Source organism: Hydrogenispora ethanolica (assembly GCF_004340685.1).
Lineage (GTDB): Bacteria > Bacillota > UBA4882 > UBA8346 > UBA8346 > Hydrogenispora > Hydrogenispora ethanolica.
On sequence record NZ_SLUN01000008.1, the window covers coordinates 25,324 to 41,011 of the forward strand.

General features: G+C 53.8%; 15 protein-coding genes. 13 read left to right on the forward strand and 2 right to left on the reverse strand.

Annotated features, from left to right (window positions below):
• From EDC14_RS08455 to EDC14_RS08515, 13 genes are all read left to right on the forward strand, one after another.
• Positions 1 to 708, forward strand: a complete 708-nt coding sequence (locus tag EDC14_RS08455; RefSeq protein WP_132013852.1) for a LiaF transmembrane domain-containing protein — start codon at positions 1 to 3, stop codon at positions 706 to 708.
• A 526-nt stretch (positions 709 to 1,234) separates the two neighbouring features.
• Positions 1,235 to 1,966, forward strand: a complete 732-nt coding sequence (locus tag EDC14_RS08460; RefSeq protein WP_132013853.1) for a FadR/GntR family transcriptional regulator — start codon at positions 1,235 to 1,237, stop codon at positions 1,964 to 1,966.
• Positions 1,941 to 3,218 (forward strand): ABC transporter substrate-binding protein, encoded by a 1,278-nt coding sequence (locus EDC14_RS08465; RefSeq protein ID WP_243662859.1) that lies wholly within the window; start codon positions 1,941 to 1,943, stop codon positions 3,216 to 3,218. The genes EDC14_RS08460 and EDC14_RS08465 overlap by 26 nt, the downstream gene beginning before the upstream one ends.
• Positions 3,219 to 3,345: 127 nt before the next feature.
• Positions 3,346 to 4,230 carry a carbohydrate ABC transporter permease gene (locus EDC14_RS08470; protein WP_424337405.1) on the forward strand — a complete coding sequence of 295 codons (885 nt, stop codon included), beginning with the start codon at positions 3,346 to 3,348 and terminating at the stop codon, positions 4,228 to 4,230.
• Positions 4,227 to 5,057: a carbohydrate ABC transporter permease gene (locus tag EDC14_RS08475; protein ID WP_132013855.1), complete on the forward strand. Its 831-nt coding sequence runs from the start codon at positions 4,227 to 4,229 to the stop codon at positions 5,055 to 5,057. Before EDC14_RS08470 ends, EDC14_RS08475 begins: the two co-directional genes overlap by 4 nt.
• A gap of 23 nt (positions 5,058 to 5,080) precedes the next feature.
• Positions 5,081 to 5,896, forward strand: a complete 816-nt coding sequence (locus tag EDC14_RS08480) for a transketolase (protein ID WP_132013856.1) — start codon at positions 5,081 to 5,083, stop codon at positions 5,894 to 5,896.
• Complete coding sequence (locus EDC14_RS08485) at positions 5,893 to 6,831, forward strand: transketolase family protein (RefSeq protein ID WP_132013857.1); 939 nt, start codon at positions 5,893 to 5,895, stop codon at positions 6,829 to 6,831. The genes EDC14_RS08480 and EDC14_RS08485 overlap by 4 nt, the downstream gene beginning before the upstream one ends.
• A gap of 13 nt (positions 6,832 to 6,844) precedes the next feature.
• Positions 6,845 to 7,273, forward strand: a complete 429-nt coding sequence (locus EDC14_RS08490; RefSeq protein WP_132013858.1) for a cupin domain-containing protein — start codon at positions 6,845 to 6,847, stop codon at positions 7,271 to 7,273.
• Positions 7,274 to 7,348: 75 nt separating this feature from the next.
• Positions 7,349 to 8,305 carry a zinc-binding dehydrogenase gene (locus tag EDC14_RS08495; protein ID WP_165907892.1) on the forward strand — a complete coding sequence of 319 codons (957 nt, stop codon included), beginning with the start codon at positions 7,349 to 7,351 and terminating at the stop codon, positions 8,303 to 8,305.
• Between the two features lie 66 nt (positions 8,306 to 8,371).
• Complete coding sequence (locus EDC14_RS08500) at positions 8,372 to 9,481, forward strand: Gfo/Idh/MocA family protein (RefSeq protein ID WP_132013860.1); 1,110 nt, start codon at positions 8,372 to 8,374, stop codon at positions 9,479 to 9,481.
• 36 nt (positions 9,482 to 9,517) lie between these two features.
• On the forward strand, positions 9,518 to 11,044 hold the full coding sequence (locus EDC14_RS08505) for a tagaturonate reductase (RefSeq protein WP_132013861.1): 1,527 nt from the start codon (positions 9,518 to 9,520) through the stop codon (positions 11,042 to 11,044).
• A gap of 69 nt (positions 11,045 to 11,113) precedes the next feature.
• On the forward strand, positions 11,114 to 12,649 hold the full coding sequence (locus EDC14_RS08510) for a tagaturonate epimerase family protein (protein ID WP_132013862.1): 1,536 nt from the start codon (positions 11,114 to 11,116) through the stop codon (positions 12,647 to 12,649).
• Positions 12,650 to 12,748: 99 nt separating this feature from the next.
• Complete coding sequence (locus EDC14_RS08515; protein ID WP_132013960.1) at positions 12,749 to 14,254, forward strand: UxaA family hydrolase; 1,506 nt, start codon at positions 12,749 to 12,751, stop codon at positions 14,252 to 14,254.
• 129 nt (positions 14,255 to 14,383) lie between these two features.
• Here EDC14_RS08515 and EDC14_RS08520 read toward each other — a convergent pair whose 3' ends face one another.
• Both EDC14_RS08520 and EDC14_RS08525 read right to left on the reverse strand, forming a co-directional pair.
• Positions 14,384 to 14,716, reverse strand: coding sequence for a hypothetical protein (locus EDC14_RS08520; RefSeq protein ID WP_132013863.1), 333 nt, complete (start codon positions 14,714 to 14,716; stop codon positions 14,384 to 14,386).
• Positions 14,717 to 14,734: 18 nt separating this feature from the next.
• Complete coding sequence (locus tag EDC14_RS08525) at positions 14,735 to 15,211, reverse strand: hypothetical protein (RefSeq protein WP_132013864.1); 477 nt, start codon at positions 15,209 to 15,211, stop codon at positions 14,735 to 14,737.
• Positions 15,212 to 15,688 lie beyond the last annotated feature (477 nt).

Below are 15,688 nucleotides of genomic sequence, written 5' to 3' on the forward strand. Positions count from 1 at the left end.
ATGTCCAGAGGCCGGTTGAGTTTCGGACTGATCATCATTTTGGTGGGCGTTCTGTTGCTGTTGCGCAATAGCGGCTTCGCCGCTTTTAGTATCGGGGAGTTGTTTCATACTTATTGGCCGGTTTTGCTGATTGCGGTTGGGCTCAATGCCTTGCCCGGCCGCAACTCGGGTTCGTGGAGCGGTGGCTTGACGGTGGTGCTGATCGGAGTATTGTTCCTGGGGCGAAACCTGGCATGGTGGTCGTTTGAGAGCATCACTTTTTGGAAACTGCTCTGGCCGGCGCTGCTCATTCTGATCGGCGTGGAACTTCTGTTCCGGGGGTGGGGCAAGACACAGCGTCAGGAGCGTGACCACTGGAACCGGTGGAGCGAGCCCGGAGCCGCTTCCGCCGAGATCCATCATGAGGCGATCCTGGGCGGACTTAAATTGGACCTGCGCCAAGAACAGCTGGCGGAAGGGGAGAGCGTCATTCATCTCACCGCGGTATTGGGAGGGATCGAGCTATGGGTTCCAGCCGATCTCCGGGTATTGGCGACCGGCACCGCGGTCCTGGGCGGCCTGGAATTCTTCGGCCGCTCCAACGGCGGGCTGGTCGCTGAACTCCGCGCCGAACAAGGAAGGCGTGAAGAACCCGGTGCCGATATGAAACGGTTGCGGATCGACGGCACTGCGGTGCTGGGCGGGATCACCGTTCGTTCGGTCCAATGAGCGGCGCCAAGGATGTCCGGAATGTTCGGAAGCATTAACCACTAGCTGGGGGGCGTGCCGAGAGTTCTCCATGGCGCTGGCGATCAGTGCAACTTTCCCAAGGAAGATTGAGATATTGTAAGTTTATATGGATTTCCCGAAACCGTCTCCCGACGGTTATTTTTTTGTCTGGATAATACGTCGCAATCGAACCGAAATACTCAGTTGATTCAAAACATCATCAAATTGTAACCTTAGGAAAAGGCCGCTTCCTCCCGCTAAAGCAAGACGGTAGAGGTTTTGCTTTGCGAAGCGACTTAGTTCATGGTCGGGTCTTTCACTTGGCGTATCCGTAACCCATTGTTCAATACAACGTAAAAATTTTTATGGCAAGAATTCCAACCGGGACGCGGTTTTGCCAGCAGCAGGAGGGATTTGAAAACAAATTCTCTCTTGCCAAGATCATCTAGGCAAAGTAAAATAAAGATGTTGTAGGTTGTCTGACAACGGACAACAGACTGCTGACGGGTAAACGGGAGGTTCCACGATGGAATTGGTTTCATTTGGAAAAACGGTCTTGTCGCAAGAAATATCCGAAAACTTGCGCGAACTGATCAGTGATAAAAAGCTGAAACCGGGTGACAAGCTTCCAAATGAAATTGAACTTTCCCGCATGATGGGCGTAAGCCGCTCCACCGTCAGGGAAGCCATCAAAGCATTAGCATCCAATAATATTCTGGAGGTGGTGCGGGGAAAAGGGACCTTCGTCTGTCAGGAGCCGGGTTTTGTCACGGATTCGCTGGGCGTAAAGTTTCTAAAGGGAGATAATTTGCTATTTTCGTTATTCGAAACACGCACCTTGGTTGAGCCGGGCGTTGCATACTTAGCGGCGCAGCGCGCCACCAAGTCGGATCTGCGGAAAATTCGCGAGTGCATCAACGTTCTTTCCGAACTGATTGAGAGAAATGAGCCGTATATTGAAGAGGATATGGAATTTCACCAATCAATCGCCAAAGCCACAAAAAATCCGATTATTCAAAGAATTGTCCCGATCATCAACCAGTCGATTATCCACGGTTATTATCAGACCATGGATATTCCGGGCAGTTCGCACAACATGGTCGAAGCACACCATCGGATTTATACCGCCATTAAAAACGGCGACTCCAATAAGGCCAGGGAAGAAATGTTGCATCACTTGGAATTAACCCTCGGCGAAATTCAGTCCAATATCAATAAGGGAGGCAAAAAGAATGAGAATGAAAAGGAGTTACCGTAGCGTTGTTTCGTTGACTTTAGTGCTTTTGCTGGCCGTTTCTTTGTTCGCCGGCGTGGTCAATGGCGCCAAGAGTAACGAGGTTGTCCGCTTAAAGCACTGGGTTTGGCTGGACAATCCCAATGACCCGACTTTTGCGAACATGGTTAAGCAATTTAACGCGACCCATCCCAACATCCAAGTGGATTTGGAAGTTGTACCCTGGGGAGATTTTCACACCAAATTGCTGACAGCCGCGGCCGGCGGCGGGTTGCCCGATACCTCCGCTTTCAAGCTCACCTGGATCCCGGAGTTTACCGGTTTGAACGCTTTACAACCGGTCGACAGCTATCTGAGATCATGGAAGGCGAGATCGGACATTCAACCGAATTTATGGAACGTTTATAAAGTAACCAATGATAAAAAGACCTATGTTATGCCTTGGGTGATTCAAGTATTGTATATGTACTACCGGCCCAGCCTTTTCAAACAAGCCGGCGTGCAAGTTCCCAAGACCTGGGATGATTTCTTGGAAGCCGCTAAAAAACTGACCGTTGATAAAGACGGCGACGGCAAGATCGACCAGTACGGCTTCGGCATGCGGGGCGCGCGGTACGGCCATGAGCCGTGGGGCAGCTTTGTCTTCTCGAATGTAAAAGGCAACAAGATTATGGACAAAGGCAAAGTCGTCTTCAATACGGCCGATGCCCGGAAAGGCAATCAATTCTATATTGATCTGTACCGCAAACATAAAGTCGTGCCGCCGACGGCGCCGCGTGACGGTTTCGCGGAGATCATCGCCAACTTCAAATCCGGCAGAACCGCAATGGTCGTCCACCATATCATGTCTTCTCCCGATATGGTGAAAACCTTCGGCGACGACGTATCCGCTTTCGCGGTTCCGGCCGGCAAATACGGCCGTTGGACTTCGCTCGGCGACACCGAGAATGCGATGTATAGCACCAGCAAGTATAAGAAAGAGGCCTTCACCTTCATTGCCTGGTTGGCGGAGAAAGAACAGATCGACAGATGGTGCCGGGCTTCGGGGAACGTTCCAGTATGTAAATCGGTTCAAGCCATGGAATATTACCAGAACAATCGGTTCATGAAAGCGTCCTTCGAATCCATGCCGTACGCCCACGTCTATCCGGTAACTCCGGTGATGGGCGAATGGATCGAATCGCTCTGGCCGGCAACCACTCAACAGGCTTTAGAGGGCGCTATTACTGCCGATCAGATGATGAAAACCTTGGCTGAGGCCATGGGCAAGAAATAAACCAAAGTAGGCTCGGTAGGCTGCGTCGGTTAACGCCGCAGCCTATCGAAGAAAAAATAAAAATAGAGAAGAACCTACGAAACGGTTTCTCCCTGAATTGAAGCTAGTGTGTGCCTTAAGGAGTGATTTGATGAAAAATAACAAGCTGACGCCCTACCTATTAATTGCTCCCGCCGTCATTTTAATGTTACTCATCGTGGCCTACCCGATCGCCCGCTCAATGAGCATGAGTTTTTTGAAGTATGTATTATACCGGCCTTTTGACATCCAATTTGTCGGTTTGGTCAATTACTTTCAGGTATTCAAAGACCCGGTTTTCAAACAATCGTTCCTCAATACGTTATACTGGGTCGGTTTTGGAGTCTTTTTTCAATTAATATTCGGCTTAGTCTTGGCGATGCTCTTGAACCAGGATTTCAAGGGACGGGGCCTCGTTCGCTCCCTGGTTCTGATTCCCTGGGTAACGCCGGGCATTCTGATCGGCTTGATGTGGACCTGGATGTATGACGGCAATTATGGCGTCATCAATGATGTGTTGCATAAGCTGAACATTATCAAGGACTATATCCCATGGCTGGCGCGGTCCAATACATCGCTGGGTTCGGTGATTGTGACGATCATCTGGCAAGGAATTCCCTTCTTCGCCATTATGATTCTGGCATCGTTGCAAACCATTCCCCGCGAGCTTTATGAAGCGGCGGAGGTCGACGGCGCCCGGCCCTGGCAGTCTTTTGTGCATGTAACCTTCCCGATGATCAAGCAGACTGTCTTTGTAACCTCATTATTGCGGATTATTTGGGTTGCGAATTCGGTAGACGTGATTTACATCATGACGAATGGCGGACCGGGATACAGTTCGCTGACCTTGAGCGTATATACCTTCGTGAAAGCCCGGGCCGCGCTCGATTTCGGCTATGCCTCGACGCTGTCGATCTGTCTAACCTTAATGTTATCGCTGGTGCTCGTGGTTTACCTTCGTACGTTAAGTAAGCAGGAGGCGAGATTACGATGAAAACTTCTTTTTTCAAACGAGCCATCTTCTTTGTTATCCCTCTTGCTATCCTTTTGATATTCACCCTTTTCCCGTTTGTATGGACTTTTCTGACCTCCATCAAACCGCAAAAGGAACTGTTCACTTCCACGTTGCATTATCTCCCGCTACAGCCGACTCTCGGCAATTATGTGGAATTGTTCAGCCATATGAAGTTTGTCCATAACCTGGCCAATAGTCTGCTGGTGGCGATCGTAACCTCCATCTGCAGTCTGGCTGTGTCGTTACTGGCGGCTTACGCCTTTTCGCGTTACAATTTTCCGGGCAAATTTGCCGTGATGATCTCTTTCCTGTTGATCAATATGTTCCCTTCGGTGCTGTTATTAATCCCGTTGTATTCGATTATGCGGCAGATCGGATTGCTCTACACCCCTTGGGCGTTGATCATCGCTTATTCCACTTTCACCATTCCTTTCTCGGTCTGGCTGTTGACGGGGTATCTGAATGATCTGCCGATCTCTTTGGAAGAAGCGGCAATGGTGGATGGCTGTAACCGGCGACAAGGCTTTATCCGGATCTTATTGCCCCTAACCGTTCCCGGGATCATCGCCACTGGAATTTATATCTTCATCACCGCCTGGAATGAATTTGTCTTTGCGGTCATGTTCACCAATGAAGGCAATCGAACATTGCCCGTGGCGTTGCAGTCGTTCATCGGCGAATTTGATATTCAATGGGGACTGCTATCCGCCGGGGGAATCGTGACCACCTTGCCCATCCTGTTGATGTTTATGTTCGTCCAGAAAAAGCTGGTCGAAGGGTTAACCGCCGGAGCAGTCAAGGGCTAAAATTTTAGGAGGAAAATTTAAAAATGGATTATCAGCAACTACAAGATTTGAATCAGCAAATCCGAATCGATCTCATGAATATGTTTTGCCAGTCGAAATCCGGGCATCCCGGTGGGTCGCTCTCCAGCGTAGAGATTATTTCCACCTTATATAACAAAGTAATGCGGGTTGATCCCGCCAACCCCCAATGGGCGGACCGGGACCGCTTCGTATTCAGCAAAGGCCACGGCGCGCCGGCGCTGTATGCGGTGTTGGCCCACAAAGGTTTTTTCCCCGTCGAAGAGCTGGCAACCCTCCGCAAATACGGTTCCAGGCTGCAAGGCCATCCCGATTCCAAGAAAACCCCGGGGGTTGACGCATCCACCGGATCGTTGGGACAGGGAGTCTCGATCGCGGTCGGGTTCGCCCTGGGAGCCCGGTTGGCCGGGAAAGATTATCACACCTATGCCTTGCTGGGGGACGGCGAGATGCAAGAAGGCCAAGTCTGGGAAGCAGCGATGGCGGCCGCCCATTATAAACTGGATAATCTGACCTTTATTCTCGATAACAACGGATTGCAGATTGACGGCACCAATGAGCAGGTTATGAGTCTGGGGGATATTCATCAAAAAATGGCTGCCTTCGGGTTCAAAGTGATCGAAGTGAACGGTCATGATCTGGAACAGCTGGAAAAAGCGTTTCAAGTCAAGGCGACCGGACAGCCCAAATTTATCTTGGCGCACACCGTCAAGGGCAAGGGAGTCTCCTTCATGGAGAATCAAGTGGGTTGGCATGGCAAGGCCCCCAGCGACGAAGAAGTCGATAAGGCAGTTTGCGAACTTGGAGGAGTACAGAAATGACAGAGATGAAAGCATTGCGGATCGCGTATGGCGAAGCTTTGGTCGAATTGGGCGCAAAAAATGAAAAGATCGTGGTACTGGATGCCGATCTGGCCCATGCTACCACTACTTATATGTTCGGCGAAAAATACCCGAACCGTTTCTTTAATATGGGTATCGCCGAAGCCAACATGATGGGTGTCGCCGGTGGTTTGGCTCAATCGGGATTTATCCCTTTTGCCAGCACTTTTGCCTTGTTTGGCGCCGGCCGTGCCTATGAACAGGTCCGTAACACGATCTGTTATCCCAAATTAAACGTCAAAGTGGCGGTCACCCATTCCGGATTAACCGTCGGCGAAGACGGCGGAAGCCATCAATCGGTTGAAGACATATCGCTGATGCGGACCATCCCGGGCATGACCGTCATCGTTCCTTGCGATGCGGTCGAGGCCAGGAAAGCAGTCTTCGCGGCAGCGGAGTTCCAGGGCCCCGTATATTTGCGGATTGCCAGGCCGCCTTCACCGGTCTTCACGGCGGCGGACGCGCCCTTCGAAATTGGCAAGGCCAACATCCTGCGGGAAGGCAAAGATGTCGCCATCTTCGCCACCGGATTGATGGTTTACCGTGCGTTGGAAGCAGCCAATGATTTAAGCAAGCTGGGGATCGAGGCCACCGTGGTCAATTTCCATACCATCAAACCGATCGATCGGGAACTGATTCTGAAAGTAGCCGCCGCCACTCCCAAGATCATTACCGTCGAAGAACATTCGATCATCGGCGGTCTGGGTTCGGCAGTAGCCGAGGTATTGAGCGAGAGCGCTTCCGGACCGTTCCAATTGAAGCGGATCGGGATTGAAGATAAGTTCGGTCAATCGGGCACTCCGGACGAATTACTGAAGATTTATGGTTTAAGCTCAGAAAATATCATCAAAGTCGCACAGTCGATCAAAGGATAAGGAGAAAAATAGCATGGAGAAATTGGAAAATCAACTATCAATTGAGGAGTACAGCGGCGAAGGACTCAAGCGGGTGGTCGAGAGCGGTTCCTGGTTTGTGGGAATCAAGAATTACAAGCCTTTCAACGATGTCGACAACTTGAGCGCCTTGGAACGGCATTTTCTCACCGATGAAGTTTTCGTATTGCTGGAAGGACGCTGCGTACTCTTGATTGACCGATCCCCCGACCAGAGCGGCAGCGATATTGTCAGCGTTCCCATGGAGAAAGGATTGGTCTATTGCATCAAAAAAGGGGTTTGGCATAACACCATTGTGTCACGGGACGTCAAGATCATTCTGGTAGAAAACCGGGACACCTCCATGGAAAACAGCGCCATGTTCGACCTGAGTCCGGAGCAGATCCAATCGCTCACCAAAGAATTGAAAGCGAAATACTTCTAGGCCAAGCGATGTTTGCAAAGATCACCTTCCCACTCGTTGGGAAGGTGATACCTTATGAGTGGAGGAGTTGTTAGGATGGCTGGGATGATGAGAATGAGCGAGCTGTACCAACCACGCACCTCCCGTTTAATCGAGGCGGAGATTCCGACTCCGGGTCCGGACGATGTATTAATCAAAGTACGTGCTTGCGGGGTTTGCGGGTCCGAATATTTTGATTGGAACGGCGGAAACAACCGTTTTCCGCTTTACTTTGGTCATGAGGTAACCGGAGAAGTGGTGGCGGTCGGCGGTCGAGTCGCTGGCTTCCAACGCGGTGACCGGGTTGCCGGCCTCTTCCGCAAGGGGTTTGCGGAGTATGCGCTGATTGACCAGACCCGGGTCGGCAAACTGCCTGATCCGGTGAGCTTTGACGAGGCCGCCTTGGGCGAGCCGCTCTTATGCATCGTCAGCGGTGCGCTCCGCACCGATGTGGGGCTCGGCAAGACCGTGGCAATTATCGGGGTTGGCTTTATGGGCCTATTGGTGTTACAATTGATGAAGTTGAAAGGGGCTTACCGGATTATCGCCATCGATACCCGGCCGGAGATGCTGGAATGGGCCCGTCATTACGGCGCCGATGAAATATATACCCCAGATAGGGTCCCCGCAGTTTACAAGCTGGACCATTCGACCGGAAATACCGGGACCGATGTGGTCATCGAATGCACCGGCAAGGAAGCGCCTTTGAATCTTGCGATTGAAATGGTCAAATGTCACGGGATCCTCTCGATCGTCGGATATCACCAGGGCGAGTACACCCGGGTCAACCTGCAGATGTTGAATTGGAAATCGGTTGACTTGATCAACGCCCATGAGAAGCGGGACGATCATAAAATGCGCTGTCTCGATATCGGGTTGCGGCTGATGGCCAAGGGCCAAGTCTCGGTCAAAGAGTTGATCACCAACCGCTACGCGCTGGACCAGATCGACCAGGCTTTTATGGATTTTGAACAGAAAAACGCCGGATACATCAAAGGAATCGTCACGGTTTGAGAGAAGTAACGGAACGGAGCGTTTCTTTTGCAAGGCGATCATGTTCATTCATTGAGGAGGAAGATCATGGCCAGGATTACAGCCGGAATTATCGGGATCGGTTACATCGGCACTTCCCAGATCGAAGCCATCAACCGTCTGGGTTACGCCAGGGTCGGCGCCATCATGATGCGGGATGCCGGGCGCGCCCGGGCGATCTGTGAAAAGACCGGCATTCCCAAGTTCTATACCGACTACCGGGAATTATTGAACGATCCCGAAATTCAAGTGATTCATAATTGCACCCCGAATCATTTGCATTACCCAATCAACCTGGAGACCATTGCCGCCGGTAAACATATTCTTTCCGAGAAGCCGCTGACGCTCTTTTCCAAAGAATCGGCCGAGCTGACGAGGTTAGCGGCCGAGCGCCAAGTGGCGAACGGCGTCAATTTTATCAACCGCCATTTTCCCATCATTCAACATATCAAAGGAATGATTGATGCGGGCGAACTCGGGACCATTTACGCGATCCACGGGGCGTATCTTCAGGATTGGCTGCTTTACGATACCGACTACGACTGGCGGGTCGATCCCGAAATGTCCGGCCCCTCCCGGGCGGTCGGGGATATCGGATCGCACTGGTTTGACATGGCCCAATATTTACTGGGCAGCAAAATCAGTGAGGTCAATGCCGATCTGGCGACAGTGATTCCGATCCGGAAAAAAACCGATGCCGCGGGGGCGGTGGAAGAAGTAGCGGTACATACCGAAGATTTCGGAACCATGATGCTCCATTTTGAGAATGGGGTCCGGGGTTGCGTCACCGTATCCCAAGTCAGCGCCGGCCGCAAGAGCGAGTTCTCTCTGGAGATCAACGGCAGCAAAGCCTCTGTTTATTGGAACCAGGAAACTCCTCACAGCCTGTGGATCGGCCATCGGAACCAGCCGAACCAGACCATGACTTCCCGGCCTAATTTGCTGAATGAGCGAGGAAAAACCGTCAGTATTTTAGGAAGCGGTTATGAGCGCTGGCCCGAGGCTCAGAAGAATTTAATTCATAGTTTTTATTCCACCATTTTGGAAGGTGCTCCACCACAGTACGCCACGTTTGCCGATGCCCACCAGACCATGCGGGTGATCGATGCGGTTCTGGCCAGCCATCAGAGCCGCGCCTGGCGGAAGGTGGGGGAGTAATTCATTAATTTGCAAACACGAAGGAGTATACGAGCAATGTCAACACCAAAGCAGCAATTAAATCGGGATTTTCTGGAGAAGAATTTACTGGGAAAGGAGCTGGCGCCGTTTACCGCCGAAATCTTGGATTATCCGGAGAAGATCATCCAATTCGGCGAAGGCAATTTCCTGCGGGGCTTTGTGGACTGGATGGTTCATCAGCTGAATAAGCAATCCCTCTTTCAGGGCCGGGTCGTCGTGGCGCAGCCGATCCCCAGCGGCCGGGTCGCGGAGCTCAACCAGCAAGACGGATTGTACACGCTGATTCTGCGCGGCACCCAGGACGGTCAGGTCGTGGACCAGCGGGAGATTATCACCTCGATCAGCCGAGGTCTGGACCCGTACACCCAGTGGCAAGAAGTGCTGAAATGCGCCGAAAATCCGGCCATTGAATATGTAGTCTCCAATACCACCGAAGCCGGCATCGCCTACAACCCGGCTGACCGTTCGAGCGATCAACCGCCGGTCTCTTTCCCCGGCAAACTCACCGCCTATCTTTACCACCGCTACCAACATTTCCAGGGCGACGCCACCAAGGGAATGGTCATCCTGCCTTGTGAATTGATCGACCGGAACGGCGACAATCTGAAGCGGGTCGTGTTGCAACTGGCCGCGGAATGGAACCTGCCGCTCCAATTCCAGGAATGGCTGACCAAGGCCAATCATTTTCTGAATACGCTGGTTGACCGGATTGTGACCGGCTATCCCGCCAAAGAAATGGCGCAGCTCCAGGAGGAGCTGGGTTATACCGATCAAAACATGGATACCGGCGAGATTTTTCACTTATGGGTGATTGAAGGAGACGCCGCGCTCGGAGAGCGGTTGCCGTTCACCAAGGCCGGATTGAATGTCAAATGGGTGAAGGATATGACTCCGTACCGTACCCGCAAGGTTCGCATCCTAAACGGCGCGCATACTTCGACCGTGGCCGTAGCCTATTTGGCCGGGATCGATCTGGTGCGGGATGCCGTTCACGATCAAAAGGTCGGCCAATTCCTCAAACAGGCTGTTTTTGAAGAAATTATCCCCACTCTCGATCTCGAGAAGAGCGAGTTGCAACAGTTCGCCGCTGCGGTTCTGGAGCGGTTCGACAACCCGTTCATCGATCACAAATGGTCGGATATCTCGCTGAACTCTACCTCCAAATTTGAGGCCCGGGTCATGCCGTCGCTCAAGAAATACTTTGAGAAGCAGCGGGTGCTCCCCAAACGGATGACGTTCTCATTAGCCGCATTATTCGCGCTGTATTACGGGACGGAGATCCGGGACAACAAACTGGTTGGCCACAGGAACGGCAAGGAGTATTTCGTCCAGGACGATCTGCCCAAGCTGGAATTCTTCCGCGACGTTTGGCAGAAATATGAAAAAGCGGAGCTCAGCTTGGAACAGGCAGTCGCCGGCATTCTCACCCGGTTCTGGCCGCAGGAAGCGCAAGAATTACCGACGTTAGCCTCGGAAGTAGCCTTTTATCTGCAGGATATTCTGAACTCCGGAATTGTGTCCAGTCTGGAAAAGTGTTCGTAAGTCGTTCGCCGGTGTGAAACCAGGGAGAGGCTAGGAAGAGGTGGAACATACAAAAGGGAGGGTCAAAAAATGGAAGGATTGAAGTTGTTTTTGCAGTTGATCAAAGAGCAAAAAACGACCGAGGAACTGAGAACAGCGGTTCACCAAAATCCGGGAAGGACGGGGGTCTATCCCGAATCCATCCAACATCATGATGGCTCGATCCTATTTATCGCCCGTTTGGATACTGGCAAAAAATTATTCATTGCCGGCGACCGTTCGCCGCTCTTCCGCGAGATGGACGGGGCAGAGCGCCCGGTCGAGGGGGTTCCCGTAAAAGAATGCCCGTTATCGGTCGGCAATAGCCGGGTCCTGCGCAAGTATTTCCCCTTCACCAATCCGACAGCTCTTTCCGGCTTCCATCGCACCATCGGTTTGGGCGATCGTTTGGGCCTGGCTTCGGCCGGGCATATTCGCTTGATCAAAAACTTAGACGTCCGGCCCATCTTGGCGCAGCAGTCCATCCGGGAGTTGAACCTGACGGGCCGGGATTACGGCCAGGTCTTGGCCGACGCCGTTTGGGCGGTCTTTCAAGAGGGTTATCAGGGCGGCTTTGGCGCGGATGGCGATCATCTTAAGAGCGCGGCCGAGGTCCGGATGGCGCTGGACCATGGCTTCACCATGATCACCCTGGACTGCTCGGAGCATATCCACAATTTAACGGCCGCCGATGAAACGAAAGTTGAAACGCTCTATCAAGCCTTGGATTCCAACCAACGCCAGGCGCTGGAAGCGCGCTTTTTGGGCGCCCGTTTTAAAGTGGGGGACGGCTTGACTCTCTCCTATACCCCAGCAACATTAAAGTTCAACGCCGCGGTCTATCAGCAGGCAATCGATTTCGCCATCGGGATCTACAGGGAGCTGCTCCAGCCCTTGGCGGGACGGGTCGATTTCGAGGTTTCGATCGATGAGACCCAAACTCCAACTGATCCGGCGTCCCACTATTTTGTGGCGCTGCAGCTGGCGGAGGCCGCTGTGAAGGCAAACAGCGTGGCGCCGCGGTTCTGCGGCGAGTTTCAAAAAGGCATTGACTATCTGGGGGATACGGCGCAGTTTGCTGAGGAATTCCGGGAGCACCAGGCCATCGCCGCCCATTTCGGCTATAAGCTCAGCATCCATTCGGGCAGCGATAAGTTCAGCGTCTTTCCGATCATTGGCCGGGAGACCGGAGGCGTCGTCCATGTCAAGACCGCCGGGACCAACTGGCTGGAAGCGATCCGGGTCATTATCGAGACCGACCCCGGACTGTACCGGGAGATCCACCGTTTCGCCCTGACTCAATTGGGCGAGGCCCGCAAATATTACCATATTTCAGCGGATCCGGGCCGGATTCCCGATCTAGACGGATTGTCCGATGCCCAGCTGGCGGGATTGATGGAGCAGAACGATGCGCGGCAGGTGATTCACATCACCTACGGGCTGATCCTGCAAGCCAAGGACGAAAACGGCAACTACCGGTTCAGGGATCGCATTTACCGCTGCCTGAATGAAAATGAAAATCTTTATTATCTGAAGTTGGAGAACCACATCGGAAAGCACTTGGGCAAACTGGGTTTTTTACACTGACCGGGAGCGTCCGGCCTGCGAAATGGCTGGCCACTCAGGCCCCTGGTTCCAATGGCTCCGGGCGAACCGGCATGATCTTACTGGAAGCGAGTGATTATCATTCATCAGGTTTTACAGATTCATCCCACCGATAACGTCAGCGTGGCGCTGGCGCCGCTGGCGACTGGAGAGGTCATCGCAGTCAACGGGCTGTCCGTCACGGTCCTGGAAGAGGTGCCGGTCGGGCACAAGCTGGCGTTGCGGGACATCGCGGCCGGGGATCCGGTCCGCAAATACGGTTTTACCATCGGTCACGCGACCCGGCCGATTCGCCGGGGCGAATGGGTTCACAGCCACAACGTGGCAACCGCGCTCCATGACAAACTGGAGTACCGTTACGAACCCTCGTTTCATGAGCCGCCGGTCCTAACCGGCCAAGTTCCGGCTTTTCAAGGATACCGGCGCGGCGACGGCCGGGTGGGGATCCGCAATGAGATCTGGATCATCAACACGGTCGGCTGCATTAATAAGCAGAGCGAGCGCCTGGCGGAACTGGCGCGCCAGCAATACCAGCCGCAGATCGCGGCCGGCCGGATCGACGGTGTGTACGCTTTCTCTCACCCTTACGGCTGTTCGCAATTGGGCGAGGACCTGCATAACACCCAGAAGCTTCTGGCCGGACTGGTCGGCCACCCCAATGCCGGCGGCGTGCTGGTGGTGGGGCTGGGTTGCGAGAACAATCAAATGGCCGATTTTCAAAAGATTCTCGGTCCGGTCGATCCGAACCGGGTCAAATTTCTGGTTCTGCAGGAAGTGGCCGACGAGTTGGCGGTCGGCCTGCAACTGCTGGGCGAGCTGATCGATTTCGCCGGGAGTTTTCAGCCGGAGCCGGTCCCGGTCTCGGAACTGACGATCGGTCTGAAATGCGGCGGCTCCGACGGCTTTTCGGGGATCACCGCCAATCCGCTGGTGGGCGCGGCAGCGGACCGCCTGATCGCGTACGGCGGAACCGCCATTCTCAGTGAAGTTCCGGAGATGTTCGGGGCCGAGACCATCCTGATGAACCGGGCGAAGGATCAGGCTACCTTCGAAAAAGTGGTGGCGTTGATCAATGATTTTAAAGACTACTTCATCCGGAACGGCCAGGAAGTCTACGAGAACCCGTCTCCCGGCAACAAAGACGGCGGCATCACCACGCTGGAGGATAAGTCGCTGGGCTGCACCCAAAAGGGCGGCACCAGCATTGTCACGGACGTGCTCCGCTATGGCGAACGCTCCCGAGTCAAGGGGCTAAACCTGCTGGAGGGACCGGGGAACGACATTGTCTCCTGCACCGCGTTGGCCGCGGCCGGAGCCCAGATCATCCTTTTTACCACCGGACGGGGCAATCCCATGGGAGCGATCGTTCCCACCATCAAGGTCTCCACCAACGGGCGGCTGGCCCAGGAGAAACCGCACTGGATCGATTTCAACGCCGGCAAGCTGCTGGAGGGGTCGACCATGGAACAGCTGAGCGGCGAATTCTTTCAATATCTGCTGGCGGTCGCCGGCAAAGAGCAGTTGACTCAGAATGAACGGAATGGCTACCGCGACATGGCGATCTTCAAATCGGGCGTTACCCTGTAATCACAACGTGGCATCGCAAAGAGAGCCGTCTCCCGCGAAACGGCTCTCTTTGACTTGCTTCCCGGTCCGGGTCATGGCTGGTAAAACCAACCTCCATCCCGTCCGGCCGGAAGGTTCCAAGCCGCCTGCTTACAAAAGCGGCCAGCCGAGGGCCGAATTGACGACGTCCCGCACCACTCCCAATGCGGCGTTGAGCACCTGTTCGGCCAGGACGGTACCGCTCCCGACCACCGTCAGCAGCACCGTTTGAATGGCGTTCTTCTGCATCTCCACTAACAACGCGGCATCGGCCGCATCGATCGCTCCCGCCTGTTTCCCGGCTTGGATCCGCCGCAGGACCTCACCCAGTTTTTTGAATTCGTCCTCAGCATAACGGAATGTCTCCGGCAGCTGGTTCCCTAATGCTTTCCTCGCGGCATCGCTCATCTGCCGCACCAGTTCATCGATGTTCAAATCGGCCATGGTGTTGACTCCTTGCCTTTATCGTTGGGCGCTCCGTTTCAAAGCATGCTGCAGTTTGATGATGGCGGTCAGTTGCGCCTCAAAAGCGGCGCGAATCGGCTCGATGAGGGGCGGCGTCAGGCCCTTTTCCCCTTGATTTTCATGGATCTGCCGCAAATTCTCGACATTTTGCCGCAATAGATTGATCTCCGCCACGACCAGCTCGTTTTGGGGCAGGGAGTTGGCGCGGCTCAGGATGCTATTCAAACTTCCTTTGATCTGGTCATAGAAGCCGGCATTATTGCGGTACTGACCATCCGGCGTTCCCGCGGTCCGCTCCATCTTGACCAGGAACGTCTCGATGCCGGCCTGCAGGTCCGTCACATAGCGGTCGATGATCGCGTCATACTCGGCGATGAGCTTCACGCCGCAACCGGAAAACGCGAGCGCCAGGACGAGCAGGAAAGCCAAAGGCAGCAGAAAATGCGGTTCTGATTTCCCAACCTTCGTGGTCATTCGATCGCCTCCGGCGGATTTGACGGGACTTTTTCCCAATATCGTATGCGTGGTTCCGGGGAGATGGTTCCTCGGCGGAGTCCGGTGCCGGGCAAACTTTACGTTATTTCCAGCATTTGATGCACGAGCGGGCCGGGGCGGCCGTTGAATGGGCCTGTCAGAGGACTGGATAAAGAGCACCAGAACCTGCGGGAGCATGCATGGCAGCTCGGAGAGGTGGCTTGGCTGCCGGGAAAGCATACGCTGTTACCGTGAGAGCTGGCGCAGCGACTGAGCCAGCATGCACAGTAACTGTGCGAACTCTCCCAGTTGCCGGGGGAGCGGGCACCGTAACCGTGAGAGCTGACACAGTTGGGGAGCGAGCATGCACGATAACTGGGAGAGCTTGCTTGGTCGCCGCGCGAGTATGCGCAATAACCGGGCCGTATTCTTCGGCCGCGGAATCAGTAACTTGCCCGTGGTTCATAGCGCCTGAAG

What these genes read in the sequence shown, in the direction of transcription:
- EDC14_RS08465 (WP_243662859.1), top strand. Translation starts at nt 1,941, where the DNA reads ATGAGAATGAAAAGGAGTTACCGTAGCGTTGTTTCGTTGACTTTAGTG.
- EDC14_RS08495 (WP_165907892.1), top strand. Translation starts at nt 7,349, where the DNA reads ATGGCTGGGATGATGAGAATGAGCGAGCTGTACCAACCACGCACCTCC.
- EDC14_RS08475 (WP_132013855.1), top strand. Translation starts at nt 4,227, where the DNA reads ATGAAAACTTCTTTTTTCAAACGAGCCATCTTCTTTGTTATCCCTCTT.
- EDC14_RS08490 (WP_132013858.1), top strand. Translation starts at nt 6,845, where the DNA reads ATGGAGAAATTGGAAAATCAACTATCAATTGAGGAGTACAGCGGCGAA.
- EDC14_RS08480 (WP_132013856.1), top strand. Translation starts at nt 5,081, where the DNA reads ATGGATTATCAGCAACTACAAGATTTGAATCAGCAAATCCGAATCGAT.
- EDC14_RS08520 (WP_132013863.1), bottom strand. Translation starts at nt 14,716, where the DNA reads ATGGCCGATTTGAACATCGATGAACTGGTGCGGCAGATGAGCGATGCC.
- EDC14_RS08455 (WP_132013852.1), top strand. Translation starts at nt 1, where the DNA reads ATGTCCAGAGGCCGGTTGAGTTTCGGACTGATCATCATTTTGGTGGGC.
- EDC14_RS08525 (WP_132013864.1), bottom strand. Translation starts at nt 15,211, where the DNA reads ATGACCACGAAGGTTGGGAAATCAGAACCGCATTTTCTGCTGCCTTTG.
- EDC14_RS08500 (WP_132013860.1), top strand. Translation starts at nt 8,372, where the DNA reads ATGGCCAGGATTACAGCCGGAATTATCGGGATCGGTTACATCGGCACT.
- EDC14_RS08505 (WP_132013861.1), top strand. Translation starts at nt 9,518, where the DNA reads ATGTCAACACCAAAGCAGCAATTAAATCGGGATTTTCTGGAGAAGAAT.
- EDC14_RS08460 (WP_132013853.1), top strand. Translation starts at nt 1,235, where the DNA reads ATGGAATTGGTTTCATTTGGAAAAACGGTCTTGTCGCAAGAAATATCC.
- EDC14_RS08510 (WP_132013862.1), top strand. Translation starts at nt 11,114, where the DNA reads ATGGAAGGATTGAAGTTGTTTTTGCAGTTGATCAAAGAGCAAAAAACG.
- EDC14_RS08485 (WP_132013857.1), top strand. Translation starts at nt 5,893, where the DNA reads ATGACAGAGATGAAAGCATTGCGGATCGCGTATGGCGAAGCTTTGGTC.